This window comes from Candidatus Hydrogenedentota bacterium (genome assembly GCA_035416745.1).
Taxonomy (GTDB): domain Bacteria; phylum Hydrogenedentota; class Hydrogenedentia; order Hydrogenedentales; family SLHB01; genus UBA2224.
Genome location: DAOLNV010000001.1, coordinates 100,802 through 116,547 on the forward strand (window position 1 = coordinate 100,802; position 15,746 = coordinate 116,547).

18 protein-coding genes are annotated in these 15,746 nt (G+C 61.9%); 8 read left to right on the top strand and 10 right to left on the bottom strand.

The window, feature by feature from the left end; genetic code table 11:
* Positions 1–2: 2 nt before the first annotated feature.
* On the bottom strand, positions 3–188 hold the full coding sequence (locus tag PLJ71_00410) for a hypothetical protein (protein ID HQM47112.1): 186 nt from the start codon (positions 186–188) through the stop codon (positions 3–5).
* A gap of 374 nt (positions 189–562) precedes the next feature.
* On the opposite strand from PLJ71_00410, the gene PLJ71_00415 reads away from it, so the two are divergent.
* The 5 genes from PLJ71_00415 (at position 563) to fabG (ending at position 4,092) form a co-directional block, all read left to right on the top strand.
* Positions 563–1,147 (top strand): DUF177 domain-containing protein, encoded by a 585-nt coding sequence (locus tag PLJ71_00415; protein HQM47113.1) that lies wholly within the window; start codon positions 563–565, stop codon positions 1,145–1,147.
* 4 nt (positions 1,148–1,151) lie between these two features.
* Complete coding sequence (gene rpmF / locus PLJ71_00420; GenBank protein ID HQM47114.1) at positions 1,152–1,334, top strand: 50S ribosomal protein L32; 183 nt, start codon at positions 1,152–1,154, stop codon at positions 1,332–1,334.
* Between the two features lie 102 nt (positions 1,335–1,436).
* Entirely contained in the window at positions 1,437–2,468 is a 1,032-nt protein-coding gene (gene plsX / locus PLJ71_00425) for a phosphate acyltransferase PlsX (GenBank protein HQM47115.1), read from the top strand.
* Entirely contained in the window at positions 2,465–3,358 is an 894-nt protein-coding gene (fabD, locus tag PLJ71_00430; GenBank protein HQM47116.1) for an ACP S-malonyltransferase, read from the top strand. The genes plsX and fabD overlap by 4 nt, the downstream gene beginning before the upstream one ends.
* A complete protein-coding gene (fabG, locus tag PLJ71_00435) occupies positions 3,355–4,092 on the top strand; it encodes a 3-oxoacyl-[acyl-carrier-protein] reductase (GenBank protein ID HQM47117.1) in 738 nt (245 codons plus the stop codon). Before fabD ends, fabG begins: the two co-directional genes overlap by 4 nt.
* A 35-nt stretch (positions 4,093–4,127) precedes the next feature.
* Here fabG and lptB read toward each other — a convergent pair whose 3' ends face one another.
* From lptB to PLJ71_00480, 9 genes are all read right to left on the bottom strand, one after another.
* Positions 4,128–4,889: an LPS export ABC transporter ATP-binding protein gene (gene lptB, locus PLJ71_00440; GenBank protein ID HQM47118.1), complete on the bottom strand. Its 762-nt coding sequence runs from the start codon at positions 4,887–4,889 to the stop codon at positions 4,128–4,130.
* A gap of 22 nt (positions 4,890–4,911) precedes the next feature.
* Positions 4,912–5,790: a hypothetical protein gene (locus PLJ71_00445; protein ID HQM47119.1), complete on the bottom strand. Its 879-nt coding sequence runs from the start codon at positions 5,788–5,790 to the stop codon at positions 4,912–4,914.
* Positions 5,787–6,368: an LPS export ABC transporter periplasmic protein LptC gene (lptC, locus tag PLJ71_00450; GenBank protein ID HQM47120.1), complete on the bottom strand. Its 582-nt coding sequence runs from the start codon at positions 6,366–6,368 to the stop codon at positions 5,787–5,789. The genes PLJ71_00445 and lptC overlap by 4 nt, the downstream gene beginning before the upstream one ends.
* Positions 6,365–7,141, bottom strand: coding sequence for a type III pantothenate kinase (locus tag PLJ71_00455; GenBank protein ID HQM47121.1), 777 nt, complete (start codon positions 7,139–7,141; stop codon positions 6,365–6,367). The genes lptC and PLJ71_00455 overlap by 4 nt, the downstream gene beginning before the upstream one ends.
* Entirely contained in the window at positions 7,129–7,851 is a 723-nt protein-coding gene (locus PLJ71_00460; GenBank protein ID HQM47122.1) for a biotin--[acetyl-CoA-carboxylase] ligase, read from the bottom strand. The genes PLJ71_00455 and PLJ71_00460 overlap by 13 nt, the downstream gene beginning before the upstream one ends.
* 25 nt (positions 7,852–7,876) lie before the next feature.
* A complete protein-coding gene (nadC, locus tag PLJ71_00465) occupies positions 7,877–8,710 on the bottom strand; it encodes a carboxylating nicotinate-nucleotide diphosphorylase (protein ID HQM47123.1) in 834 nt (277 codons plus the stop codon).
* A 270-nt stretch (positions 8,711–8,980) separates the two neighbouring features.
* A complete protein-coding gene (locus tag PLJ71_00470) occupies positions 8,981–10,255 on the bottom strand; it encodes a citrate synthase (protein HQM47124.1) in 1,275 nt (424 codons plus the stop codon).
* 293 nt (positions 10,256–10,548) lie between these two features.
* On the bottom strand, positions 10,549–11,871 hold the full coding sequence (locus PLJ71_00475) for a DUF255 domain-containing protein (GenBank protein ID HQM47125.1): 1,323 nt from the start codon (positions 11,869–11,871) through the stop codon (positions 10,549–10,551).
* 279 nt (positions 11,872–12,150) lie between these two features.
* Positions 12,151–13,074, bottom strand: coding sequence for a hypothetical protein (locus tag PLJ71_00480; protein ID HQM47126.1), 924 nt, complete (start codon positions 13,072–13,074; stop codon positions 12,151–12,153).
* 170 nt (positions 13,075–13,244) lie between these two features.
* Between PLJ71_00480 and PLJ71_00485 the strand changes: the two genes are divergently transcribed.
* From PLJ71_00485 to PLJ71_00495, 3 genes are read left to right on the top strand one after another with little or no spacing between them, the layout of a single operon-like run.
* A complete protein-coding gene (locus tag PLJ71_00485) occupies positions 13,245–13,856 on the top strand; it encodes an RNA polymerase sigma factor (protein HQM47127.1) in 612 nt (203 codons plus the stop codon).
* Positions 13,843–14,433 carry a hypothetical protein gene (locus PLJ71_00490; protein HQM47128.1) on the top strand — a complete coding sequence of 197 codons (591 nt, stop codon included), beginning with the start codon at positions 13,843–13,845 and terminating at the stop codon, positions 14,431–14,433. Before PLJ71_00485 ends, PLJ71_00490 begins: the two co-directional genes overlap by 14 nt.
* Complete coding sequence (locus PLJ71_00495) at positions 14,414–15,583, top strand: hypothetical protein (GenBank protein ID HQM47129.1); 1,170 nt, start codon at positions 14,414–14,416, stop codon at positions 15,581–15,583. The genes PLJ71_00490 and PLJ71_00495 overlap by 20 nt, the downstream gene beginning before the upstream one ends.
* The last annotated feature ends 163 nt before the right edge of the window (positions 15,584–15,746 follow it).

Consider the following 15,746-nt stretch of genomic DNA (forward strand, 5'->3'; position numbering starts at 1 on the left):
CCTCAGGGCTCGGCCTCCTTGGCCTTGTTTTCGGCCGTTTTCGGGCCGTAGAGTTCGTCATAGGCGCGACAGAAGGGACAAGTGCGTTCGATTCGGCGCATAAGCCGGCCGTAGCTGGAATCGGGGAACTTGCGCCGGAGAATGCAGGCCGGGCATACACGGCAGACCTGGGCGAGTGCCTTTTTCATAACTCCTTCTCCTTAAGCCGTTTAGGGGCGTCGCGGTCGATTCTGTGCAGGGCCTGAACGAAGATGCTGGCTTCGTGCGCGGGAACGCGCGCGAAACCACGGGGATTAAGGGTACAACAGGTCTCAAGATGGCGCAAGGATGTGGGGCCCAACACTCACGCGTGTCGTATCGCCAGTGTCTGAAGTTGGCACAATAGCAGCCCTCTCGCCCTGCCGTTCTCATGGAGAGCGTGGAGATGCCCGAGCGCAGCTCGTGTCGAAACAGGCCCCTGAGCGGAGACTCGGGGTTTGGTCACAAAGATTGGCCCGTTGTTTGACGGGTTATGGCGGGATTTGATAAACTATTGCGCGCTTTTTACTTGGAGGCAAGCGCCGTGTCCGGCTTAACAATTTTACTGTCGGCACTGGAACGTGGCGAACATGAGGTAGCCATTACGGTCCCGGAGGAGGAGCTCCGCCCCGAAGGGGCCAAAGCACTCGATATTGGGCCGACCCGTATTCAGGGCAAAATGTCTATTGTCGAGCCCCGTTATGTGTTTATCGGAACACTGACGGGGGTTTACCTCAGGCAGTGCGACCGGTGCCTTACGGAAACGGAAGTCCCATTCAAAATTGACGTTGTCTGGTCGTTTGAACACGGGACCGGAAGTGACTTCGTGGAGACCGTTTCCGGGCATGGCGACGAAGATCTCGCCAAGGACGAGAGTGAGACAGTCTTCTTCGAGGGTTCAGAGATCGACTTGTCCCGCCAGACGTGGGAGGAGCTGGTCTTGTCGGCGCCCTCGAAGACACTGTGCAAAGAAAGCTGCGCGGGGTTGTGCCCGCACTGTGGCACAGACTTGAACACGTCATCGTGTACTTGTCAGGGCAAGGAGAGCCCGAAAGATTTTGGCAATAGCGGGTTCTCGGGATTGGCGAACCTGTTTCCCGATTTGGACCCTAAACGCTCGAAGGAGTAAGAACGTGCCAGTACCAAAGAGACGCACCGGAAAGACCCGCCGCAATACGCGGCGTTCGCATCATGCGTTGACGCCGCCGAACCTCATCGAGTGCCCGAGTTGCGGCGAGCGTATCCGGCCGCACCGGGTATGCCCGAAATGCGGGCACTATAAAGAGCGCTTGTCGGTCAAGACCGGAGCCGAATAGTCCATCTGGTGTCTGCACATGAGCGACGCCCGGGCCTTCGCGCCGGGCGCCGGTTTGCGCAGGCGCCATGTATCTATTGCGGCAGGGCAACAGGGATATTGCATGCGAATCGCTCTCGATGCCATGGGTTCCGACCACGCTCCGGGTCCTGAAGTGCGGGGGGCTGTCGATGCCAGTCTTCAGGACGATACGGAATACGTGCTTGTGGGCGACCGGGGTCGACTCGAGGAGGCGCTCGCTCCCTACAAGCGTCGCGGGCGGGTAAACATTGTACATGCGTCGCAGACCATCCGGATGGATGATCAGCCGGTGATGGCTGTGCGCCAGAAGAAGGATTCGTCGCTGCTTGTCGCGTTGCGTCTGGTGAAGAACGGCGAGGCCGACGCGTGCGTGAGCGCGGGAAACACGGGAGCGGTAATGGTGGCCGCCCGGACGATCCTGGGTCCCATCCGGGGGGTCACGCGTTCCGCCATCTGCCAAACGGTTCCCACCATCAAGAAGCCCGTTCTTCTGATTGACCTGGGCGCCAATGTTGATTGTACGGCGCGCCAGCTTTGCGATTTCGCCGAAATGGGCATGCTTTACATGGAGCACGTGCTGCGCCGCAAGAATCCCCGCGTGGGCCTGCTCAACATCGGCGAGGAACACGTCAAGGGCAATGACTTGGCGAAAGCCGTCCACCGGAATCTGAGCGCCTCGGGACATATCAACTTCATCGGCAACATCGAGCCCAGGGCCATCTACAACGGTGATGCCGACGTGGTCGTGTGCGACGGATTCGTGGGCAACGTGGTGCTGAAAACCACGGAAGCCACGGCTGCCCTGATCAAGAACCGGCTTTACCGCGAACTGATGTCCACGTGGCTGAGCAAGATTGGGGTGCTCTTCAGCATGGGGGCGTACCGGCGTCTCAGGCGTGAAACCGACCCCAACAACTATTCGGGAGCGCCTCTGTTGGGGGTGAAAGGCGTCGTTATCATTCTGCACGGTTCGTGTTCGTCGCAGGGGGTGAAGAACTCATTGCTGGGAGCGCGGCGGGCCGTGCGCGCGCGCATCAACGAGCATATCCGCAACGGGATCGAGATCCTGCGCAATACCGAAGCCCATCTGCATGCACAGGAGTCGAACCCATGACCGCCTTTCTTTTTCCTGGTCAGGGAAGTCAAATGCCCGGCATGGGCGCCGATTTCTATGAGTCGAGCGAGAGTGCCCGGGCCGTTTTTGACCGGGCGGCGGCGATGATGGGAGAAGGCTGGCTCGACACAGTGTTTCGCGGCACCGACGCGGAGCTGGCCGATACGCGCATGGCGCAGCCGGCGTTGTTGACGGCCGAAGCGGCCATCGCCGCCCATCTGAAAGCTCATGGCATAACGCCTTCTCTGTGCGCCGGCCACAGTCTGGGCGAGTATTCGGCGCTGGTTGCGGCGGACGCGCTGTCTTTCGAAGAGGCTTTCCGGCTGGTGCGGGAGCGCGCGCGGGTGATGTCGGAGAATGTGCCCGACGGGGCCATGGCGGCGGTGCTGGGTCTCGATGCGGGCGCCATCGAATCCCTCCTGCCCGAGGGCGCGCAGGTGGCCAATTATAACGGCCCCGGACAGACCATCATCTCAGGAACCGCAGCAGCCATGGAGGCGGCCGAACACGCCTTGAAAGATGCGGGAGCGAAACGCATCATGCGCCTGAATGTATCCGGCCCGTTTCACTCGAAGTACATGTGCGAGGCGCGGGACGCCTTCCGCGGCATCCTGGAGAGGGCCGTCCTGAACGCGCCGGCGACCCGGTTCGTATCGTCCGTAAGCGGGCATGAGGAGACCGAGCCGGAGCGTATACGAAAACTGTTGGGCGAGCAGCTCTGCGCGCCGGTGCGGTGGACGGACGTCATGGCCGCGATCGGTCCTGTCGAAGCGCTCGAGGTGGGGCCCGGGCGCGTACTGCAGGGTCTTGCCAAACGCACGGACAAGGCGCCGTCCGTCATGCCCGCCGGCACGCTCGAATCGGCCGAGGCTCTGAAAGGAACGCAATGAGCGAATTCGAGGGGAAAGTTGTTCTGGTGACCGGAGGCACGCGGGGCATTGGCCGGGCATGCGCCGAGTATTTTTCGAACAGGGGCGCCAAGGTGGCGTTGTGCGGACGCACTATCGACACGGCTACGGCCGCTGCCGAAGATATCGGGGGCGATACCCGCGCATTCCAGGCCGATATGGGGGACCCGGAGGCGCCCGCGGCGCTCGTGTCGGCGGTTGAGCAAGCGATCGGGCCCGTGGCGATTCTGGTTAACAACGCCGGTCTCGCTCGTGACACCCTGCTCATGCGCATGAAAGACGACGACTGGGCGCAGGTCATCGATGCGAACCTGACCGGGGTGTTCCGCTGCTGCCGGGCGGTGGTGCGCGGCATGATGAAACAGCGCTGGGGGCGTATCATCAACATCTCGAGCGTTATCGGACTCGCCGGGCAGGCCGGCCAGGCCAATTACGCCGCGTCGAAAGCGGGCCTTCTGGGCCTCACCAAATCGCTGGCCCGCGAACTCGGCTCGCGCAACATCACCGTCAACGCGGTTGCGCCGGGACTCATTGACACCGAGATGACCGCGGTGATTCAGGGCGAGCAGCGTGAAGCGGTGTTGGCACGGATTCCCCTCGGGCGCGCGGGTACGCCTCAGGAAGTCGCGGGCCTCGTCGGTTATCTCGCCTCGGATGCCGCCGCCTACATTACCGGCGCCACCATCACCATCGACGGCGGCCTGATAATGCATTAAAGGCCGGCCGGACCCGCCGGAGACAAGGGCTTCCTCTATTTCGCTTCGCCGTCGAAATCCATCTTGAACCGTTCGCCGAGGTAGGTGCGGCGGGCGATGGGGTTTTCGGCGATTTCGCGGGGCGTGCCGGCTACGCTGATGCTGCCTTCGCTGATGATGTAGGCGCGGTCGGTTATCTCGAGGGTTTCACGGACGTTGTGGTCGGTGATGAGGACGCCGATCCCGCTCTTCTTGAGCTGGGCGACGGTTTCCTGGAGGTCGGCCACGGCAATGGGGTCGATGCCGGCGAACGGCTCGTCGAGCAGGAAGACTTTGGGGCTGGTGACGAGTGCGCGACAGATCTCCGTGCGGCGCCGCTCTCCGCCCGACAGGGTATAGGCTGGGTTGTCGGCCACGTGGGTAATGCCCATTTCGTCGAGGAGAGCGTCGGCCCGGGCTCTACGCTCGCCGGAGGTCATCGGCAAGTACTCCATGATGGCGAGGAGGTTCTGGCGCACCGTGAGTTTGCGGAACACCGACGGTTCCTGGGGAAGGTAGGCCATGCCTTCGCGGGCCCGGCGGTACATAGGGAGCCTGGTTACATCCCGCTCCTGGAAATAGATGCGTCCGGCGTTGGGCCGCAAGAGTCCCACGATCATACGGAAGGTGGTGGTCTTTCCGGCGCCGTTGGGACCCAGCAATCCCACGATTTCGCCGGGATTCAATTCGATGCAGACATCCCGCACGACCACGCGGCGCTTGAACTGTTTAACAAGCCCGTCGGTTCGCAACAAGACGTGATTGGTGGTTTCGGACACGCAACGTTCCTCGTGACTGGGACTACTGGGCGGCCTTCTGAGCGACGAACTTCGGGAAGGCCGCTTCGAACAGGCCGCGGTTCAGCTTGATGAGCTCGGGGCCGGATTCCGGTTTCGCATTGACCAGAGCCTGGACAGGTTCGGGCAGCGCCACGCCTTGCCATGCGGCCGCATCGTAGAAGTCTTTTCTCTGAAGCGCCTTGTTGAGCTGCCCGACGAAGTCTTTTTTCATGTCGGGGGTCAACTGGGCGTCGGGCGCGAGCGCGTTAAACTGGGCCCGGGCGTCTTCCGGCAACAGGGAGATCAGACGCTTGCCGGGAGAGGGGGCGTCGGCGGCAGCCTGTGCTTTGATGGCGGGAATGATTCCCTGCCAATCTTTCACGTCGGCAACCGTGAGGAGCATGGGGTCGGCGGGTTCTGCTTCTCCCCCCACGCCTTCGAGCGACATGTTGGTCATGGTCATGTCGTCCATTTCGATGCCGCCGTCTTCCAGGTTATAGGTGAACCTCGACGCGGAGACCCCTTGGAACTGTTCGGAATCGATGTTTACCTGGTCCGTGAAGACCAGCGTATCGGCTGCCAAGTCCAGCACGGCTGTTTGCGAGGAGATGGCGCCGATTTCTCCTTCGACATTTACGTTGCCCGTCAGATCGACTTTCTGGGGCTGTTCGCCCGGCTGCCATTCGAATACGATCTCGTTAGCCTTGATGTCGAGGGGTTTTTCTCCGGTGTTCCTGGGGAACAGCGTCAGGGCGACGCCCCCCTGCATATGCCAGCGTCCCTCGGCGATCTTGACCTTTGGCGCTTTGGTGATGCTCATACGGTCGAACTTCATCTCGCCTGCCTGGGCCATGGCCGCCAAGGTTATCGCGAGCGCGAATACCAGCATCCGCTTCTTCATGATTCACTTCTCCCTGCCAGTGTCACGTCGCCCGTCAGGTTGTCGAGCAACAATGCGTCTTCGTCCGCGTGAAACTCGAGATTGTCTGCGCTCAATTGGGTTCCTTCGTCGGTGATATGCACGGGTTTTTCCGTCTTTGCCATTCGTTCCTCGTCGCGCCAGACCAGGTCCTGCATGTCGATCCGCATCGTTCCGCGCTCAAGAACCACGTTTCCTTCCATAGTAGCGGTTTTTGTTTCCTGGTCAAAGCGGCCGCGTTCCGCCCCTATTGTGGTCAGCAGGTTATCGCGGCCGTAAATCTCGGCTTCCACCTGTTCGAGGACGGCCATCCCCTCGATAGTGATCGACACTCTGGGCGTGCGCATCACGAAGGACGGCCGTGGCTCGACCCCGCCCGGAGCGGCCCGGTAAAAGAAGAACTCGGTCATCTGGGCATTGGCGGCGGGCGGCAGCGCGGCATCATCCGAGGCGGCTGCAACAGGCGGCTGGGGCGGTTGGGGCGGCGGCTGTTTCGAGCCGCAAGACGTCAACGCGGCGCCCGCGGCACATACCATGATGATAAGCAGGTGCGGCTTCATGCGGCGCCTTTTCGGTTTTTCAGAAACACGGCCCGGAGTCCCTTCAAGGTGAGGTGGGGGTCGACATAGTCAATGCGGGTGGCGATGCCGGCCACCAGTTCCGCGAATCCGCCGGTGGCCAGAACGAGGGGCTTGTCGCCCATCTCGGCGGTCATGCGCAGGATGAGGCCGTCGACCAAATCGGCATAGCCATAGGTCAGGCCCGAGCGAATGTGGTCGATGGTGTTTTTCCCGATAACATGGGGCGGGCGGATGATCTCGACGCTGGGGAGTTTCGCGCATTTCTCGAAGAGAGCGTCGGCCCCCGTCTTGATGCCGGGGACAATGATGCCGCCCCGGTACTCGCTCTGAGCGGTGATCGCGTCGAACGTGGTCGCCGTGCCGAAATCGATAACGATGAGGGGTCCCTTGTGTTCTTCAAGCGCCCCGACGGCGTTGACGATGCGGTCGGCCCCGACTTCCTTCGGGTTGTCGACCTGAATCACGAGTCCGGTCTTGATGCCCGGCTCGACGAAGACCAGCTCGGCGCCGAAATGACCGGCGCACAGGTCCATAAGCGCGGCGTTCAAAGAGGGTACCACGCTTGATACGCAGCACCCGTTGACGGCCTCTGGCTCAAGGCCTTCCGCTTGCAGCAACATGGTGAGGAACACGCGCAATTCGTCGCTGGTCTGGTAATTGCCCGAGATGCTGCGCCAATGGGCGCGCAGCTCGGGTCCTTCGTACAGGCCAATGGCGGTGACCGTGTTTCCGACATCCATCACGAGCAGCATGGTTCATCCTCCATCCACTCGAGGGGTTCTCCAAACAACACGCGGCGCACTCCGGCGGGGGTGTCGAGGACTAGCCCGCCGCGGGCGTCGACGGCGGTCACAAAGCCCTCAATACCTTGGTAGCGCACCCGGCGGCCCTCGATATCACATGCCGTTGCCCATTCCCGGCGGGCCTTCTCGGCCCCGCCTTCCCGCAATGAGCAGACGCGGTCATCCAGAGCGGTCAGCACCCGCCGAAGGAGTTCACCGCGGTCCACCTCCGCGCCGGTGGCCAGAAAGAGGGATGTAGCCGTGTCGCGCACGCCGGGCGGAAAATCTTCGGTGCGGTGGCGCACGTTGATTCCGATTCCTGCGACCGTCGTGCCGCTGCGGTTTTCGACCAAAATACCACAAATTTTTCGTTTATCAATAAGCAGATCATTGGGCCACTTGATATGCGGCGTGCAAATGCATCGCAGCCCGTCGCGCACCGCGAGAGGGGCGGCGAACTCGAGTCCGTCCACGTTGCCTCGGAACGCCACGCTGAACCACAGCCCGAGGCCGGGCGCGCTGTGCCAGGGCCGGCCGTGCCGTCCGCGTCCCTCCGTCTGGTGTTCGGCCACGACCACCGTGCCATCGCTGCCGCTGTTGAGGGCGCGCGTGCTGGTGGAATCGACGGAATCAAATACGAGAATGCGGGAACCCACGACGCGCGTGTGCAGCGGCTGCACGAAGAGAGAATCCTCTGAAGCAGGGTTACGCATTTTCGATGAGCAACGACAGGTCCACCGAGGGGGCGGAATGTGTGAGTTCCCCGACGGAAATGTAGTGGACGCCCGTCTCGGCAATGGCGCGGACCCGGGCAAGGGTCACATTTCCGCTGGCCTCGAGCACGACGTTGCGTTTTTTCGCGAGTTTGACGGCCTTGGCCATCATTTCGAGGCTCATGTTGTCGAGCAGTATTGAGTCGGCGCCCGCATCGAGGGCCTCTTTCAGCTCTGTCAGATTGGTGACCTCAACGCCCACTTTCATAAGGTGATGGGTGCCCCGGATGGTCTTGTGGACCGCGTTGCCTACGCCGCCCGCGGCCACAATGTGGTTCTCCTTTATCAGAACGCCGTCAAACAGGCCGAAGCGGTGATTGGCGCCGCCGCCGTGCATGACGGCTTGCTTCTCGAGGCTTCGCATCAGGGGCGTCGTCTTGCGAGTGTCGCAGATCCGCGTATCGAGGCCGTCCACCGCGTCGGCGTATTGGCGGGTGATCGTTGCGATCCCCGAGAGTCGCTGCACGAAATTGAGCGCCACCCGCTCGCCGGTCAATACTGCCGCGGTGTTTCCCTCGAAGCGGGCCAGCACGTCTCCCGAGACAAACCGGGCGCCATCTTCCACGGCCTCCCAGTGCTGCACACGCGCTTTGAGCATGTCGAAGACCGAGCGGAAGACGGCGATGCCGCTCAAGACGCCGTCCTGCTTTGCGGTCAAGCGTACCCGGCACCGCGCGTCCGCGGGCACGGTCAACTTCGTGGTGACGTCGCCCTGCCCGACATCTTCCCCAAGCGCCTCGCGCACCAATCTGCGTAATCCGAGCATTCTGCGTCCTTTCCGGTGGATCGGGCGGCGATCCTACCACGAAAACCGTTCCGAAAGCGATGCAATGAGGGGGACTCAAGTCCTCAAGTGTTTTTTGACGGTCTTACGAGCGTTGGAACAGGGCCACCCCTCACCGGTCGGCGTCGAAACCTCCGGCGGCTGGCTTTTGTGGCCTTCCACGTGGCCAGATTTCAGCCTCCGCGGATACCTTCGACGGCCGGGCGGCGCCGGAACGGGCGGTTTTCGAGCCTCATGGGCGGCATCATACGCCTACCGCTCGTCCACGGGAATCCATTTGCGTTCTTTTTCACCCGTATAGATTTGGCGGGGGCGGTGAATTCGCCCGGTTCGCTCGAGGCGCATTTCGCGCCACTGGGCTATCCAGCCCGGGATCCGCCCCAGCGCGAACATCACCGTGAACATATTCGTGGGAATGCCGATGGCCCGGTAGATGATGCCGCTGTAGAAGTCGACGTTCGGGTACAGTTTGCGCTCGATGAAGAAATCGTCTTTCAACGCGACTTCTTCGAGATGTTTCGCGACGTCCAGCAGCGGGTCCGTGGCGCCCAATTCGTCGAGCACATCGTCGCAGGCCTCCTTGAGGATTCGGGCCCGCGGATCGAGGTTTTTGTAGACCCGGTGGCCGAATCCCATCAGGCGGAAGCTCGAATTCTTGTCTTTGGCCATCTTGATATACTTCTGATGATCACCGCCGTCATTCACGATTCGCTCGAGCATTTCGATTACGGCCTGATTTGCGCCGCCATGCAGGGGTCCCCAGAGCGCGGAAATGCCCGCCGACACCGACGCGAACAGATTTGCCTGGCTGCTGCCGACCATGCGTACCGTCGAGGTGCTGCAGTTCTGCTCGTGGTCGGCGTGGAGGATCAGCAGGAGGTCGAGAGCACGCTCGATCACGGGCGACACTTCGTACGGCTCCGCGGGATGGCCAAACATCATGCGCAGGAAGTTGGCGGCGTAACTCAATTCGGCCAGCGGATACATAATGGGCTCGCCGCGGAACTTCTTGTAAGAGTAAGCGGCGAGGGTCTTTGCCTTTGCCAGCAGATACATGATTGCTTTGTCGACCGTCTCGGGCGTATTGGCCTCGGGGTAAAACGCCGACATACTCGATACCATCGCGGACAGGATGGCCATCGGGTGTGAATGAGGGGGATAGTGGTCGAACACGTTGATCATGCTCTCGTGCGCATAGCTGTTCAGAGTGAGCTGTCTGCGCCACTCGATCAATTCTTGACGGTCGGGAAGATGGCCATAGATAAGGAGGTGGCAGACCTCGGGGAACCGCGCGCCGCCGGCCAGCTCTTCGATCGGATAGCCGCGGTACCGCAAGATGCCTTTTTCGCCGTCAATGAACGTGATGGCGCTTTCGCACGAGCCCGTGTTGGCATAGCCGGGATCCAGGGTGATGTACCCCGTGGCCGAACGCAGCGACGTGATGTCGAGGGCCTTTTCCCCCTCGGTGCCTTCAACTACACGGAGTTCAAACTCTTTTTCGTCGATCACCAGTTTCGCTGAACTCATATGTTCTATCTCCCCCCGGTGGGTGACCTGGTTGAACAGCGCGAATGGGTACACTCCCTTGGGCGGCACCCCATATAAACGCACCTTTCTATGCGCAATCGATGAATGGGTAATCATGAAGCCGACAATGCCGCCCCAGCGGGGCGAACTCTAACGAAACAGCCCCCGTAATGTCAACTCTCTGGCGCGCAATGCGATAGCGCGATACGGGCATATGCACACGGGAACCCGTCGCATGGGTGTCCCGTTGCCCGGGATGAAAGTGGGCACCGCTCTGACGCGGCGTTCGCGCGTTATGCCGGGGCCTCCACTCCGAGAAGACTTGTCAACTTGCGCCTGACCTCGCCTTCGTCAAACGTGCCAAGGTAATGGACCACGCCGTCACGACCTATTAGGACAAACCACGGCGTCCGTTGGCCTTTGTACCGTTCCAAGGTCGAGCGCCCCTGTCCATCAATCGCCACGGGGCAGGTAAGGCTGTTTTCTTCTATCCACGTTCGCACGTTGGCGGCATCCGCCGCCTGGGCGCCGTCCAACGATGAGACAATGGCCACGGTCTCGAGTCCTTCGCCGCCGTGTTCTTGTTTCAGAGCCTGAAGCTTCTGGGCGATTTCGACGCTCTGGCCGCCTTCGGGCTCGACAAAGGCGAGCGCAACAACCTTGCCTTTCAGAGTCTGAGGCGAGGGGGACTGCTCGCCCACCCACGTCACATCCCAATCAGGCGCCGGCTTGCCCAAGACCTCGAGTTGCGCCAGCATGTTCTCCGCAAACCGCGTGATCTGCGGTTCAGTGGACGTTTTCGTGAGCTGGGTCAGGATCTTCGCGGCCTGGTCGTATTCACCCTTGTCTACTCGCGCCATAGCATCGAATACCTTGCCGCGCGGAATGAGGTCCTTGGCGCGCTCGCTCTCGGCATGAGCGGGTTGCGCTTCGACGAACTGCTCGAGCGTCTGCACGCCTTTGTCGTATGCGCGGTCGAGCAAGTATGCCAGGCCCAGCGCGAACATGAAGTCGCCTTTCGTGGACTGTGAGACGCTTTCGATCTTTGGCTGGGTACTCTCGAGCAACGTAACGGCATCCGCGGCCCTGCCGGTATCCGTGTACATCCGCGCAAGTTCCACGGCCTTGCTTACATTGTCCGGGGCCATGTGTACTTCTTTCTCGAGCGCAGTGATCTTCTCCAGGCGGACCTTGGCGGTCTCAAGAAGGGCCAGGATACCTTCCGGCGGCAGAGAACCGGACTCTTGGTGAAGGGGGGCCCCGTCGGCGGTGAGCACGAACAACGTGGGTACCCCCAGGATACGGTATTGCCGCGTGATCTCAGGCGCTTTGTCCGCATCGATCTTGACGGAAACGTAGTTTTCGAGTGCCTTGATAACCGTGGGGTCGGGAAATGTGTCTCTCGCCATAATCTTGCAGGGCCCGCACCACTCCGCGTATACGTCCATGAAGATGAGCTTGTTCTCGGCTTTGGCTTGCGTTTTGGCCGCCTCCAGACTGTGTACCCACTGAATACCGTCTGACTCGGCCGTGAAACCGGGCGCGGCCGTTGTCAGCAGGGCCAGACTTAAACCAATGGCAATGATAGGCTTAGGGAACAGGGCGGTTCTCGTCATGCAACTACCTCCAGTCTTTAATGGGCGTTTGAAAAGAGCCAGTATAACCTCTGTCTTCCGCCAACACGTCAACGGTTCCGGCTGCCTTGTATTCCTGTAAACAGGCATGCTGTGTATTGGGAAATCCAGCCGGGCCCGGATGCTGCCTGGTTTTCCCGGGTCCGGGCAGTATGACAGACGGGCGGGGCGCTTTGCGACATTTGGGCCGGGCTCCGGCCGGATACGGCCGCATTACAGGAGCGGGCCCGTGATTTGCTGCCCGCGTTGCGCGCACCGGGCTTAATCCAGCAGCAGGAGTCCCAATGCGCCGTAGGCCAGGAGGCGGAGAGGTCCCACAAGGAAGCCGAAAACCATGCGGAGGCCGGCAAACGTGAGGATGGTGCTGAACCCCGGGTCGTAAACGACCCATATGAAGAACATCGCGACGAGGTACGCGAGCGCCGTGCCGATAATGCCGAGAAACGTCCCAATGACAAACGAAACCAGGTAGAGCACGAATCCCACGCCCAGGGAGACGAATCCGACGTGGACCGCGCTCGTCAGCCAGTGGTATCCGGGGAGCCGATCGGCGAAGACCAAGGCGATAAAAAGCGCGGCAAACGTGGGTGCAAACATAAATACCGCTTCGAGGATGAACATCACCACTCGAACGCCGGCCTTCTGTGAACCGGACCACGCCTTGGGCGGGCCAAACATGCCGAGGCCGCCCGCGCTCCTGGTTTCAGTCTGGGCTTCCATGCCGCCGGGCGTGGGCGCCGAATCGATGAAGGTCGCCAGAACTGCGAGGACAATCACGCTGATGGCGGCGACCCACAGCCCCGTCCGAAACGCGCGAGTCTCCCGGAAATCTTCGAACCGTTTCGTGAACGAGGGTTTCTCTTCGCCCGCCTGGTCTGCGTCGTGGTCGATAACGTCGAGCTTCTGCGCGTCCGGGGCTGCGGGGCCCGGGACGGTGATTGCGGCCGCCGCGGCGGTCTCGGTGGTCGAGAGTTCCTCGCTCTGGTTGGCGCAAATGTGGCATAGAACGCCTTGGTTGGTGGCCTTCTTGTCCCAGTCGCCGCGAAAGGCGCGTCCGCACCGGGCACACTGCTCGACGCTGGGCTTCTTCACGGTTTGCCCGGGCGAAACATCGTCGTCGAGCGGACGGGTATTATCCCGGGTAACCTTGATGTTCAGCCCACACTTGCCGCAGACGCTTTCCATCCCCCACGCACTGTCGGATAGGTAAAGGCGGTGTCCGCATTCACATGTGCACAGCAATCGTCCCATACGGGAGATGATACACGTTTGGGACGGCATTTATTCAATCCTGCCAACGGGTTTGACGGTGCGCGAAGGATCTTGGCGTTTCGCGGCAATATAATGGGTGAAAAGTGAACCAGAACAGGTGGGGGATGGAGCCGGAAAGCCGCCAGTGGGAAGAACGGGCGTTGCGGGCCGCGGTGCTCTCTGGAGACGAGGCCGCGTGGCGTGTGCTCTATGAAAGGCATTTTGATGCCCTGTTCGCTCACGTTCACGCGCGAGTGGGCAGCGATCCAGACCGCGCGCAGGAAGCGGTCCAGGAGTGTTGGATGACGGCGGTGCGGCGGATCCGGTCCTTCGAACCCTCGCGGGGCAGTTTTGGCAACTGGCTTCGAGGCATCGCGGACCGGGTGCTGCTTGGACAGCGCAGACGGTGGGCGCGGAGGCAGCGTCTGGCGGAAGCAGGCCCGCGCTTGTACCGGGATTCGGCGGCGGATGCGCCTTCGGAAGCTGCCGAGCGGGTGGCCTGGATATTGGCGGGTTTGCCCGAAGATTACGCGGCCGTGCTCCGCGCCAAGTATGAGGAACAGCGTCCCGTAGCCGCAATCGCGGAATCCTGGGGCCGGAGCGTGAAAGCGGTTGAATCGCTCCTGTCCCGCGCGCGTGCGGCTTTCCGGAAAAGTTGGGCGGACCTGGACGCGGAGAACGCCTCAGACAAAGGACAATACCATGAGCATACGTGAGCGCTTCGACGAAGACGAACCCCTTCTGGAAGAGGGCGGCCTTTCGCCCGAGGCATGGCGTACGCTGCTGGCGCCCGCGGGGTTGCGGGAAGCCCTGCTGGCGCGAACGTCTGCGGAACTGCGAGCCCGCGCCAGACGGCGCCGAACACTGTTCGCGGGCGCTGTTGCGGCAGCCTATGCGGCGGGGCTGGCCACCGCGTTCGTGATTCTCGGCGGATTGCCGGAAAGCGAAGGTCCTGTCCCCGCGGTATCCGAAACGGCGCATGAGGAATCCGTACCGGAAACAGCGCCTGCACACCCGGTGTTTTCGTCCGATATGTTGAACGATCCGGAGCAGTTTGCCTTGTTGTTGGCGCGGTCGCCCCGGGAAGAGCAGGTCGCGCTGCTCAAAACGGCGGGAGACACTTACCTGAACGAGTTTGGCGAAGTGGAACAGGCATTGCATTGTTACCGGCGGCTCTTGAGTATCGAGCCGCCGGTTGGCGATACCCAATCGAACCTTGACGACACGTGGCTGTTGCGGTCGTTGAAGCAGGCGCGCCTGCAGGAGGAGCATCATGAAAACGCGGATTCTTAAACCAATGCTGGGCGCATTCTTGTTGACCCTGCTCGCGCTTGGAGCGGCCGGCCAGCCGGCCGGGCCGCCACCCGCCGTGGCCGCTCCATCCGTACCCGCTGGCCCGGCGGCGGCTGGCGCGCCATCGGCTGAGCCGCCCGCTCTCCCCGCGCCCGCAGCACCGGCCGCGGGCGTGCGCGAGGCCCCGCCGCTCGGACTACCCGTCGTTCACCCGAGTGTGAAGGTTGAGGAACGGAGTGGCGCCGGCCTCGCCTCCAGATTGCCGGACAATCTCGATGAATTGGTGGAGTTGGCGCAGCGGACCAGTCCCGAGGTCATCATCGCGGAAGCGCAGCTCCGCGAAGCCGAGGCACGGCTGCGGCAGGCCCGCCTCGAAGCCACCCAGAAGGCCATTCAATCATACCGGGACAGGAAGGTCGTGGAGCTTGCGCGCACCAATCTCAAGGAACTGCAGACAAAGTATGAAGCGGGAATATGCTCGTCGCAGGAACTCCTGGCGGGGCAGGAACGTCTTGCCGAACTCGAAGCGGCCCTGGCCAGCTCGAATGCCGCTTACGAGATGATGGCGGCCGAACGCGGCGCCAGTACTAAGATCAATATACCGCCTGTCGCGGCTCCGTGGGTCCGCGTTCCCCGCCCGCCGCTCTCCGAGGAGCCCGACAATGCGGTTCACGCCGCGTTAGAGAACCCTGTGAGCATGGAATTTCAAGACGAATCCTTATCCGAGGTGGCACAGTTCATCAGCGAATACGTGGCGGTGAACATTGTCGTCGATACGGCCGCCGACCGGCCGGTAAGCATCGCTCTGAAGGACGTGCCTCTCCGTGACGCGCTGCTTGCGTTGTCCGACGCTGGCCAGGATATCTGTTTTGTTATCCGCGACTACGGCATTTTCGCTACCACCCAGGAACGGGCCATATACATCAACGCGCCCACCATTCCCGGCACCGTCCCGCTTTGTGTTCCCGCCGAGGCCGCCGAGGGAGTAGGGCACAGGCTGCCGCCAGTCGGCGGCCCGTTCAGCGCGGTTCTGCCGAGCGCTGAGGCGCCCTCCCTTCCTGCTCCTGCGGACTCCGTGGAAGGTCAGGGGCAGAGGGTGCCGGCGTCCGGCCGATATGGCGCCGGGCGTGTGTCCGCCAACCTCGAGTGAGAGATTGCTGCAATTTCGAAGGGCGCTGAGGTTTACAAAACTCGAACCTCGTGGCCAAGTCCGATATGCCGGACGAGCCAGGCCGGCTTGAGCCGCTTGAGACAAGGAGGCTGTTGAGTCTGTCCTCGCAGGCGGAGCGGGGGGTATGGTACGATCTCCCCGG

Bases quoted from the DNA above. Each gene is read 5' to 3' on its own strand.
- PLJ71_00480 (HQM47126.1), bottom strand. From the start codon at position 13,074: ATGGAAAGCGTCTGCGGCAAGTGTGGGCTGAACATCAAGGTTACCCGG.
- fabD (HQM47116.1), top strand. From the start codon at position 2,465: ATGACCGCCTTTCTTTTTCCTGGTCAGGGAAGTCAAATGCCCGGCATG.
- lptC (HQM47120.1), bottom strand. From the start codon at position 6,368: ATGAAGCCGCACCTGCTTATCATCATGGTATGTGCCGCGGGCGCCGCG.
- PLJ71_00470 (HQM47124.1), bottom strand. From the start codon at position 10,255: ATGAGTTCAGCGAAACTGGTGATCGACGAAAAAGAGTTTGAACTCCGT.
- PLJ71_00475 (HQM47125.1), bottom strand. From the start codon at position 11,871: ATGACGAGAACCGCCCTGTTCCCTAAGCCTATCATTGCCATTGGTTTA.
- PLJ71_00410 (HQM47112.1), bottom strand. From the start codon at position 188: ATGAAAAAGGCACTCGCCCAGGTCTGCCGTGTATGCCCGGCCTGCATT.
- plsX (HQM47115.1), top strand. From the start codon at position 1,437: ATGCGAATCGCTCTCGATGCCATGGGTTCCGACCACGCTCCGGGTCCT.
- PLJ71_00455 (HQM47121.1), bottom strand. From the start codon at position 7,141: ATGCTGCTCGTGATGGATGTCGGAAACACGGTCACCGCCATTGGCCTG.
- PLJ71_00490 (HQM47128.1), top strand. From the start codon at position 13,843: ATGAGCATACGTGAGCGCTTCGACGAAGACGAACCCCTTCTGGAAGAG.
- PLJ71_00495 (HQM47129.1), top strand. From the start codon at position 14,414: ATGAAAACGCGGATTCTTAAACCAATGCTGGGCGCATTCTTGTTGACC.
- PLJ71_00445 (HQM47119.1), bottom strand. From the start codon at position 5,790: ATGAAGAAGCGGATGCTGGTATTCGCGCTCGCGATAACCTTGGCGGCC.
- nadC (HQM47123.1), bottom strand. From the start codon at position 8,710: ATGCTCGGATTACGCAGATTGGTGCGCGAGGCGCTTGGGGAAGATGTC.
- fabG (HQM47117.1), top strand. From the start codon at position 3,355: ATGAGCGAATTCGAGGGGAAAGTTGTTCTGGTGACCGGAGGCACGCGG.